Raw genomic sequence first — 9,826 nt, 5'->3', positions numbered from 1 at the left:
CGCCGCGAGTGCCCGCCCTCGCGCGTCACGTCCCAGCGGCCGGGCACCGCCTCGTCGAATCGAGCCCCGTCGCCGACCAATTCGGACACGGCGCGGTAGCCGTCGGCGACGATCGAGCACACGGCGTCGGGATCGCACAGGCCGGCGCCGGCGGCCAGGGTGTCGGCGACGTGGGCCTCGACCGAGTCGTCGTTGCCCGGCAGCACCACCGCGATGCCGCCCTGCGCGTAGTGCGTGGCGGTCACCCCGCGCGCCTGGTCCGCCTTCGACAGGACAACGACGCGCCGGCCGGCGCGATGGGCGGCCAGCGCCGCGGCCAAACCCGCCACGCCGGTACCGATTACGACGACGTCGGCGGCGTGGGTCCAGTCCGGACGGGCGATCATTCGCCGCCGCCCGGCTGACCGATCTGGATCATTCGCTGGACGCTGCGTCGGCCCGCCGCCGCGATCTCGGGGTCGACGTGGACTTCGTCGGCGCCCTCGACCAGGCAGCGCAGCAGCGCGGCCGGGGTGATCATCTTCATGTACTTGCAGGAGGCCCGGTCGTTGACCGCGCGGAAGTCGACTTGCGGTGCGGCCCGGCGCAATTGGTGCAACATGCCGACCTCGGTCGCGACCAGGACCTTGCGCGCGCGGGTTTCGTGGGCGGCGTCGAGCATGCCGCCGGTGGACAGGATCTTCACCCGCTCCGCCGGGAAGGCGCCCTCGCCGGCGAGGTACAAAGCCGAAGTGGCGCAGCCGCATTCGGGGTGCACGTACAGTTCGGCGTCGGGGTTCGCCCGCGCCTGCTCGGAGAGCTCGTCGCCGTTGATGCCGGCGTGTACGTGGCATTCCCCGGCCCACACGTGCAGGTTCTTCCGCCCGGTCACGCGCCGGACGTGGGCGCCGAGGAACTGGTCGGGGCAGAACAGGACCTCGCGGTCGGGGTCGATGGACTCGACGACGTCGACCGCGTTGGACGACGTGCAGCAGATGTCGGTGAGGGCCTTCACCGCGGCGGTGGTGTTGACGTAGGAGACGACGACGGCGCCGGGGTGCTCGTCCTTCCAGGCGCGCAGCTCGTCGGGGGTGATGGAATCGGCCAGCGAGCAGCCGGCCCGCTGATCCGGGATGAGCACGGTCTTGTCCGGGCTGAGGATTTTGGCGGTCTCGGCCATGAAGTGCACACCGCAGAACACGATGGTGTCCTCGGGCGCGTCGGCGGCGATCCGCGACAGCGCCAGCGAATCGCCCACGTGGTCGGCGACGTCCTGGATGGCGGGCAGCTGGTAGTTGTGCGCGAGCAGCGTGGCGCCGCGCAGCGTGGCCAGCCGGCGAACCTCGGCGGCCCACTGCTCGTCCCCGTCCACACCCGCGTAGCCGGCGGGCGTGTCGGTGATACGGGCGGTCAGGTCATCCCCGAGCGTTTCCATGCGAGTCAAGACCGTCACTGGCGGCTCCTTTCGCGCCGGGAGGTTTTCGACTTAGAATCGAAAACATGGGCCATACTAGCACTGAACACGAGGTGCTCGCCGTCGTGTTCCAGGTTCGTCAGGTAACGGCCGCTACGCGCAGAGAAAAACCGCAGTTGAACGTGCTGTTATGGCAGCGTGCCAGGGACCCCCAGAAGGGCGCGTGGTCGCTGCCGGGCGGACGGCTGCGCAACGACGAGGACCTCACCACCTCCGTTCGCCGCCAGCTGGCCGAAAAGGTCGACCTGAGAGAGCTCGCTCACTTGGAGCAGCTCGCTGTGTTTTCCGACCCACACCGGGTGCCCGGTGCCCGGGTGATCGCGTCCACGTTCCTGGGCCTGGTGCCCTCCCCCGCCACCCCCGAGCTGCCGCCGGACACCCGGTGGCATCCGGTGAATTCGCTGCCGCCGATGGCGTTCGATCACGGCCCGATGGTGGCTCACGCCCAGACCAGGCTGGCCGCCAAGATGTCCTACACCAACATCGGGTTCGCCTTGGCACCAAGGGAATTCGCACTCTCCACGCTGCGCGACATCTACGGCGCGGCGCTGGGCTACCAGGTCGATGCGACGAACCTGCAGCGCGTCCTGGTCCGGCGCGGGGTGATCAGCCAGACCGGGACAATCGCGCAGTCTGGCCGCAGCGGCGGGCGGCCGGCGGCGCTGTACCACTTCACCGACTCCCAGCTGCGCGTCACCGACGAATTCGCCGCGTTTCGGCCGCCCGGGCAGCTTTAGCCAGCGGGCACCCACGACACGCCGGTACATTGGGCGGAACACCCTCGCCCGTGAGCTGGGGGGACCACGATAACTGGCTCACAATGCGGCGATTACGTTTTGGCCACCGCCTGTTCATGCGCGAGAATGCCGGATGGCCTAGGAGGGATCTGCGAATGGTTGAGCTCGGCAATCTCGCGGGGACGCGTGGCGCGCAGTGGATCGGGCGGCCGCAGCACGAGGAACTGCAGCGCAAGGTCCGGCCCCTGCTGCCGTCGGACGACCCGTTCTACCACCCCCCGCCCGGCTACCAGCACGCCGAGCCGGGCACGGTGCTGCGTTCGCGGGAGGTCGAGTTGGCGTTTCTCGGTCTGATCCCGCAGCCCATCAAGGCCGTGCAGCTGCTCTACCGCACGATGAACATGAACGGCGACCCTGAGGCGACGGCGACCACCGTCATCGTTCCGGCCGGGCTGGCTCCCGGGCAGACCTGCCCGGTGCTGTCCTACCAGTGCGCGATCGACGCGATGACGTCCCGCTGCTTTCCGTCCTACGCGCTGCGGCGCCGGGCGAAGGCCCTCGGGTCGCTCAGCCAGTTCGAGTTCTTGCTGATCGCCGCCGCCGTCGCCGAGGGCTGGGCCGTGTCGGTGCCCGACCACGAGGGCCTCCACGGCTCGTGGGGCGCGCCGTACGAGCCCGGTTACCGGGTGCTGGACGGCATCCGCGCCGCCCTGAACTCCGAACGGCTCGGGCTGTCGTCGTCGGCGCCGATCGGGCTGTGGGGCTACTCCGGCGGCGGCCTGGCCAGCGCGTGGGCCGCGGAAATGTGCGGCGACTACGCACCCGAACTGGACATCGTCGGCGCGGTGCTGGGCTCGCCCGTCGGCGACCTCGGCCACACGTTCCGCCGGCTCAACGGCAGCTTCCTGGCCGGCCTGCCCGCGCTGGTGGTGGCCGCGCTCGCCAAGATCTACCCCGACCTGGACCGGATCATCAAGGAGCACACCAACGAAGAGGGCCGCGCCCTGCTCGACTCGCTGCAGGAGATGACCACCGTGGAGGCCGTCCTGCGGATGGCCGGCAAGAACATGGGCGACTACCTCGACGAGCCGCTGGAAGACATCCTGTCGACCCCCGAGGTCAGCTACGTCTTCGACAGCATCAAGCTGGGCGCGGCGGTGCCGACGCCGCCGGTGCTGATCGTGCAGGCGGTGCACGACTACCTGATCGACGTGCACGACATCGACGAGCTCGCCGACGCGTATTCGGCCGGCGGGGCCCGGGTCACCTACCACCGGGACGCGTTCAACGAACACATATGCCTGCACCCCCTGTCGGCGCCGATGACGCTGCGCTGGCTCACCGACCGGTTCGCCGGCCGTCCGCTCACCGAGCACCTGATCAGGACGACGTGGCCGACGATGTTCAACCCGATGACCTACGTCGGCATGGCGCGGCTGGTCAAGATCGCGACCAAGGTCATCACCGGGCGCAAGGTCCCGCACCGCCCCCTGTAAGGGCCAGGTGCCCGTCTCTTAAAACCGGCCAGGAGCCGGTTCGATTTGGGAGTTCTGGACGTCGCGGTCGGCACCCGCGTGTTGAGTGTGTGTCGTGGGCTTTGCGTGTGAGTCCACGGCGGAAAAAACGCCCAGATCAAACCGTGGGTTCACACCGAAAGCCGTGGGTTCACACTCGACGCGGCTTCGGCGGCTTGCGCCGCTGGGACCCTACGAGACGGCGGCCTCCGGGGCCTCGGGCTCCATCGGCACCGCGCCTGCAGGCCGGCCGGCCACCGGAAGACCACCCAGGTCGTCGCGGGCGTCGGCGGCCGCGAGCAGGGCGTACACCAGCGCGGCGATCCCAACGGGCCACATCAGAGTGACCGCCACCTGCGGCACATCGAGGGCGAAGAACACCGGCGGCGCCTGGGTGACGTAGGCGACCTTCGGGCTGCCCGACAGCGGGACCGCGTCGAAGTTCAGTGCGCCGTAGCGCAGCCGGACCAGCAGCGCGCCGGCCCCCGCGGCCACGGCGGCGGCGACCACCATGCCCAGCGACAGCCCGACGACCATGGCGGGCCCGCGGTGCTCGCGGCGCTGCCACACCAGCACCGCTCCCACCACGGCCAGCGCCGTCAGCAGGCCCAGCAGCAGGCACGGCGCGATGAAGAAGTGTTCCGATTCGGTGCCCAGGTAGTCGTGCACTCGCTCGCCCGCGTGCGTGATCGCCACCACCGCGCGGATCGGCGGCGCGATCCAGGCCCACAGCCCGCCGATGGCCACCCCGGCGACGGCCACCCCCAGTGCCGCGGCGACGACCGCGCGCACCCGCGCGGCGCGGGGAACGCCGGGGGGCTCCACGGGCGCCGGCTCGGCGTGTTCGGTCACCGCTGCGCCTCCATGTCCGCCGAGTCCACGTCGCCGTGCCGCGAGCACCGCGCGTGCCAGCCGTCGGGCCGAACCTGGACCACCATCCGGCGTCCGCACTGCGCGCAGAAGCGCGGCGGCTCGAGGCCCAGCTGGGCGGCCGTCGGCACGGCCGTGCCCGCCGGTTCCCCGGTGTAGACGTTGTAGACGCCGGCGCTGACCGGTGCGCCCAGATCCCGAACCACGGTCACCAGTGTCTTACAGGCTGGCGTTGAGCGCCTTGATCGGCATCTGCAGATCCTCGAGCAGCTCCAGGTCCGCCTCGGCGGGGCGCCCCAGCGTGGTCAGGTAGTTCCCGACGATCACCGCGTTGATGCCGCCCAGGATGCCCTGCTTGGCGCCCAGGTCGCCCAGGGTGATCTCGCGGCCCCCGGCAAAGCGCAGCATGGTGCGCGGCAACGCCAGCCGGAACGCGGCGACCGACTTCAGCGCCTCGCTGACCGGCAGCACCTCCAGGTCGCCGAACGGGGTGCCCGGCCGCGGGTTGAGGAAGTTCAACGGCACCTCGTCGGGCCCGAGCTCGGCCAGGTCGGCCGCGAATTCCGCGCGCTGCTCCAGCGTTTCGCCCATGCCGAGGATGCCGCCGCAGCACACCTCCATGCCGGCGTCGCGCACCATCGACAGCGTCTCCCAGCGCTCTTCCCAGGTGTGGGTCGTCACGACGTTGGAAAAGAACGAGCGCGCGGTCTCCAGGTTGTGGTTGTAGCGGTGCACGCCCATCGCCGCGAGCTGCTCCACCTGCTCGGCGCTCAGCATCCCCAGCGAGCAGGCGATGTTGATCTCCACCTCGTCGCGGATGGCCTCGATGCCGGCCGCGACCTGCGCCATCAACCGCTCGTCGGGGCCGCGCACCGCGGCCACGATGCAGAACTCGGTGGCGCCCGACTTCGCGGTCTGCTTGGCCGCCTCGACCAGGCTGGGGATGTCCAGCCGCGCGCTGCGCACCGGGGAGGAGAACAGTCCCGACTGGGAGCAGAAGTGGCAATCCTCCGGGCAGCCGCCGGTCTTCAGGCTGATGATGCCCTCGACCTCGACCTCGGGGCCGCACCAGCGCATCCGCACCTCGTGGGCCAGGGCAAGCAGCTCCTCGAGACGGTCGTCGGGCAACTGCAGCACCCGCAGCACCTGGTCCCGGGTCAGGCCCTCGCCGCCCTCCAGCACCTGCCGGCGGGCGACCGCGAGGATGTCGTTGTTCGTGTCGTCGGCGTCGGTCGTCGGCCGAGTTGCCGCTTGAGTCACCAGGTACTCCCCTGCATCTTTGGCGTGCGCGCGCACCCGCACCTGCCACGTCGTCATGGCAGCTTGAACAAATCGGTGTTCAAAGTAGGGTAACGGCCGCTGAAGATGGGGGCAGACGGGGTCCGGCGGGGTATGCCAGGACGATGACCGTTGCGCAGACCGATCCACAGGTCGTTGACGTCGCCCACCACATGCTGCTGCTGGCGATCCCGGCGTTCCTGCCGGCAATCGTCGTCGTCGGCGTGATTCTGTACGTCGCGCTGAAAGACCGCCGCAGCGGTGCCGCCCGGGACGCGAAGCAGCAAAGCGAACCGGCCGACAAGAACGGTGATTGATGGGCCGCCGATCGGGGCATTCCGGTTCCTGCGAGCCGCGTCACGGTTCGCGTTGGCCCGACGGGTTAGGAGGGTTTGACGATGAGGTCGGCGGAACTCATTTTCGTTGCCGAGGCGCCCGCGCGCGGCGCTGGGCTCAACCAGGTGATCGGCCTGTCGATCGCCGCGGTGGTGATAGCGGCGGCCATGCTGTGGATCGGGCACGCCCATCGCACCCATCGCATCGAGTGGCTGACCCGGGCCGCCGACCGGATGGGCGAAAAGTTCCACCGCCCGAACTGGGTGGCCCTGCCGGTGCTGGTCTTCACCACCTCGATCATCTGCGCCCTGTTCGGGTTCATCTGGGACGTGTCCTGGCACATCGGCAACGGCCGCGATCCCGGTCCGTTGGCCAACCCCGCGCACTACTTCATCATCATCGGCCTGTTCGGGATTTTCGTGGCGGGCATGCTGTCCGTCGTGCTGCCGTTCGACAAGCCCGGCCCGGCGGCGGTACGGATCACCAGCAACTGGTACGCGCCGGTGGGCGGTGTGCTGATGGCGGGTTGCGGGCTGTACGCGATGATCGGGTTCCCACTCGACGACATCTGGCACCGCATCTTCGGTCAAGACGTAACCCTTTGGGGGCCAACGCATTTGATGATGATCGGCGGCGCCTGCTTTTCGCTTTTCGCGGTGCTGATGCTGGAACGCGAGGGCGAGGCGCAGGACGCCGAGGAGCTGGTGCACGGCCCGTTCATCACCTTCCTGCGCTACCTGTCGTTCGGCGGGTTGTTCATCGGCCTGTCGGTCTACCAGATCGAATTCGACTTCGGCGTCCCGCAATTCCGCCTGGTGCTGCAGCCGATGCTGATCGCCGCGGCGGCCGCGCTGGCGGCGGTCGCCGCCCGGCTCACGATGGGGCGGGGCGCCGCGGTGGTGGCGGCGTTGTTCGCCATCGCGCTGCGGGGCGGGGTGGCATTGCTGGTCGGGCCCATCCTGGGAGCGCCGATCAACTGGTTCCCGCTGTACCTGGGCCCGGCGCTGGTCGTCGAGCTGGTGGCGCTGACCCCACTGTTCAAGCGCCCCATCGCTTTTGGCGCGGTATCGGGGCTCGCCGTGGGGACCGTCGGGCTGTGGCTGGAGTCCCTGTGGATCGGGGCGGTTTACCACTACCCGTGGCCGACGAAGATGTGGGGCGAGGCGCTGGCGATGGCGGTGCCGGTGGCGGTGCTGATGGGCATCTGCGGGGCCTTGTTCGGGATGGTGCTCACCGGCCAGCGCCTGCCGGGCCGCAAGATCGGCATCGGCGCGGTGGCGCTGACGGTGTTGGTGATCGGCGGGGCGGTGGCCAACGGCCTGCACATCCACGTGCCCCGACAGAACACCGCCACCGTCACCCTGACCGACCAGCCCAGCCACCCGGGGAAGCGCATGGTGACGGCGGACGTGCAGCTGACGCCGCCCGACATGGTCAGCAACAACCCGGAGTGGCTGACGACCCTGTCCTGGCAGGGGCGCATGGAGAACGAACGCGGCCTGGTGATCGACCGGCTCGCCAAGGTCGGGCCCGGGCACTACCGCTCCACCCAGCCGGTTCCGGTCTGGGGATCATGGAAGACGCTGCTGCGGGTGCAGGACGGCTACACGATGACGGCGGTGCCGATCTATGAGCCGGCCGACGACGCCATCCCGGCCGCGGAGGTGCCCGCGCTGGCCCAGAGCGTGCGGCCCTTCGTCCTGGAGGTCACGATCCTGCAGCGCGAACGCGACCAGGGCGCGCCGGCGTGGCTGTTCACCGCCGGGGGGATCGTGGTGCTCTTCCTGACGCTCATGGTGATCACCGCCCTGACGTGGGGCGCCGGGCGCCTCGGCTACGCGACGGGTGAGCCGGAGCCGGTCGAGGAGAAGCAGCCCATGCCCGGGGCCCCCAGGGCGGCTTAGCCCGATGACGGTTCGCCGCGCCCTCGTGACCGCGTGGGCGGCCGCGCTGACGTGGGGGCTGGTCGCCTGCGGCGGTTCGCAGAACCAGGCCCCCACCGCGGCCCCCGTCGTCGACGTCACCATCGCCAAGGGCCAGGTCACCCCGACCAACGCCACCCTGCTGGCCAAGGTGCACCAGCAAATCACCTTCCGGGTCAACAGCGACGCCACCGACGAGCTGCACGTCCACTCCACGCCCGATCACGAATTCGCGGTCGCGGCGGCGCCCAACCAAACCTTTCGGTTCAGCGTCGACGTGCCCGGCAACGTCGAGGTCGAGCTGCATCACCTGGACCGCACGATCGCGACCATCCAAGTCCAGCCGTGAGCGCCGGCGGCGCGACCGCGGTGCTCGCGCACGGCCTGGGCGGGTCCGGCGACCTCCCGGTGCCGTACCTGTACGCGATGGTCGGGGCGGCGTGGGCGCTGACGTTCACCTTCGCGCTGGTCGCGTTCGCGTGGCGGCGGCCGCGGTTTGACCCGGACAAGCCCGGCCGCCCGCTGCCGTCGGGGCTGACCGCCTTCGCCGACGCCCGGGCGACCCGCTGGACGGCCGCCGGGCTGGCGCTGGCGTTCGCGGTGTGGGTGGTGCTGGCCGGGGTGTGCGGCCCCCAATCGGAGTCCAACGCCCTGCTCGGGGCGTTCTACGTGCTGCTGTGGGTGGGGCTGGTGGCGGCGTCGTTGCTCTTCGGGCCGGTCTGGCGGGTGATCTCGCCGATGCGCACGGTGTATCTGCTGCTGCGGCGCGCGGCGCCGGCGCGGCTCGGCCGCCCGCGGTGGTCCTACCCCGAGGGCTGGGGCTATCGGCCCGCCGCGCTGGGCCTGTTCGCGTTCGTGTGGCTGGAGCTGGCCAGCCCCAACTCGGCGTCGCTGCCGCTGGTCGAGGCGTGGCTGGCGATCTATGCCGCGCTGATGCTGGTCGGGGCGTGGCTGTGCGGGCAGCGCTGGCTGGCGCGGGCCGACCCGTTCGGCGTGTACAGCATGGCGGTCTCGCGCCTCTGCCCGTTTCGCCGCAACCCGGCCACCGGCAGGATCGTCGTCGGGAATCCGCTCGATCACCTGCCGTCGCTGCCCGTGCGCCCCGGCGTGGTGGTGCTGCTGGCGGTGCTGCTCGGGTCGACGGCGTTCGACAGTTTCTCGTCGTCGCCGACGTGGCGCGGGTTCGCCGACGGAATCTCCCGAAGCTTCGGCCTGCCGCCGACGCTGTCGTCGTCGCTGTTGCGAACGATCGGGCTGATCGTGTTCATTTCCGTTGTGGCGGTGACGTTTTCGCTCGCGGCGCGGGCCACCGGCGGCGTCGACCGCGAGCAGCGCCGCGCCCTGCCCGGCCGGATGGCGCATTCGTTGATCCCGATCGTGGTGGGCTACATCTTCGCGCACTACCTGTCCTACCTGGTCGAACGCGGCCAGCAGGCCGTGATCGCGCTGGCCGACCCGTTCGGTCGCGGCTGGAACCTGTTGGGGCTGAGCCATTTTCACGTCGCCTACGTGCTCTCCGCCCATCCCCCGGTGCTCGCCGGGATCAAGGTGGCGTCCGTGGTGACCGGGCACATCGTGGCGGTGGTCGCCGCGCACGACCGGGCCCTGCGGTTGCTGCCGGCCGGCCATCAGCTCACGGGGCAGCTCACCATGATGCTGGTCATGGTCGGCTACACGTTCACCGGCCTGTACCTGCTGTTCGGCGGGTAGCCGCGG

At 70.3% G+C, this 9,826-nt stretch carries 11 protein-coding genes; 6 read left to right on the top strand and 5 right to left on the bottom strand.

All coding sequences use genetic code 11. From position 1 onward, the window contains the following. Positions 1 to 383: FAD-dependent oxidoreductase (locus tag A5655_RS21430; RefSeq protein WP_197508762.1), on the bottom strand; the 383-nt coding region annotated here is incomplete at its 3' end. Further along, positions 383 to 1,432, bottom strand: a complete 1,050-nt coding sequence (gene nadA / locus A5655_RS21425) for a quinolinate synthase NadA (protein WP_067013501.1) — start codon at positions 1,430 to 1,432, stop codon at positions 383 to 385. The genes nadA and A5655_RS21430, both read right to left, overlap by 1 nt. 47 nt (positions 1,433 to 1,479) lie before the next feature. Here nadA and A5655_RS21420 point away from each other — a divergent pair, with 47 nt between their 5' ends. Together A5655_RS21420 and A5655_RS21415 are read left to right on the top strand one after the other, a co-directional pair. After that, entirely contained in the window at positions 1,480 to 2,190 is a 711-nt protein-coding gene (locus A5655_RS21420; protein ID WP_067013499.1) for an NUDIX domain-containing protein, read from the top strand. 155 nt (positions 2,191 to 2,345) lie between these two features. Next, complete coding sequence (locus A5655_RS21415) at positions 2,346 to 3,686, top strand: lipase family protein (RefSeq protein ID WP_067013496.1); 1,341 nt, start codon at positions 2,346 to 2,348, stop codon at positions 3,684 to 3,686. A gap of 210 nt (positions 3,687 to 3,896) precedes the next feature. Here A5655_RS21415 and A5655_RS21410 read toward each other — a convergent pair whose 3' ends face one another. Genes A5655_RS21410 through bioB form a run of 3 tightly spaced genes read right to left on the bottom strand, consistent with a single transcriptional unit; the run spans position 3,897 to position 5,834 of the window. Beyond that, positions 3,897 to 4,556: a DUF2567 domain-containing protein gene (locus A5655_RS21410; protein ID WP_067013494.1), complete on the bottom strand. Its 660-nt coding sequence runs from the start codon at positions 4,554 to 4,556 to the stop codon at positions 3,897 to 3,899. Then, positions 4,553 to 4,780: a hypothetical protein gene (locus tag A5655_RS21405; protein WP_067013509.1), complete on the bottom strand. Its 228-nt coding sequence runs from the start codon at positions 4,778 to 4,780 to the stop codon at positions 4,553 to 4,555. Before A5655_RS21405 ends, A5655_RS21410 begins: the two co-directional genes overlap by 4 nt. A 13-nt stretch (positions 4,781 to 4,793) precedes the next feature. Next, complete coding sequence (gene bioB / locus A5655_RS21400; RefSeq protein ID WP_067013507.1) at positions 4,794 to 5,834, bottom strand: biotin synthase BioB; 1,041 nt, start codon at positions 5,832 to 5,834, stop codon at positions 4,794 to 4,796. 143 nt (positions 5,835 to 5,977) lie between these two features. Between bioB and A5655_RS21395 the strand changes: the two genes are divergently transcribed. The 4 genes from A5655_RS21395 to A5655_RS21380 all read left to right on the top strand — a co-directional run bounded on the left by A5655_RS21395 (position 5,978) and on the right by A5655_RS21380 (position 9,820). Next, positions 5,978 to 6,169: a hypothetical protein gene (locus tag A5655_RS21395; RefSeq protein ID WP_067013492.1), complete on the top strand. Its 192-nt coding sequence runs from the start codon at positions 5,978 to 5,980 to the stop codon at positions 6,167 to 6,169. Positions 6,170 to 6,250: 81 nt separating this feature from the next. Then, positions 6,251 to 8,092 (top strand): hypothetical protein, encoded by a 1,842-nt coding sequence (locus tag A5655_RS21390; protein ID WP_067013490.1) that lies wholly within the window; start codon positions 6,251 to 6,253, stop codon positions 8,090 to 8,092. A 4-nt stretch (positions 8,093 to 8,096) separates the two neighbouring features. Then, positions 8,097 to 8,459: a hypothetical protein gene (locus A5655_RS21385; RefSeq protein ID WP_067013488.1), complete on the top strand. Its 363-nt coding sequence runs from the start codon at positions 8,097 to 8,099 to the stop codon at positions 8,457 to 8,459. Beyond that, positions 8,456 to 9,820: a hypothetical protein gene (locus tag A5655_RS21380; RefSeq protein ID WP_067013486.1), complete on the top strand. Its 1,365-nt coding sequence runs from the start codon at positions 8,456 to 8,458 to the stop codon at positions 9,818 to 9,820. Before A5655_RS21385 ends, A5655_RS21380 begins: the two co-directional genes overlap by 4 nt. The last annotated feature ends 6 nt before the right edge of the window (positions 9,821 to 9,826 follow it).

The organism is Mycobacterium sp. 1081908.1 (assembly GCF_001673535.1).
GTDB lineage: Bacteria > Actinomycetota > Actinomycetes > Mycobacteriales > Mycobacteriaceae > Mycobacterium.
The sequence above is the reverse complement of the archived record's forward strand: the minus strand, read 5'-3'. Positions and strand labels throughout refer to the sequence as shown.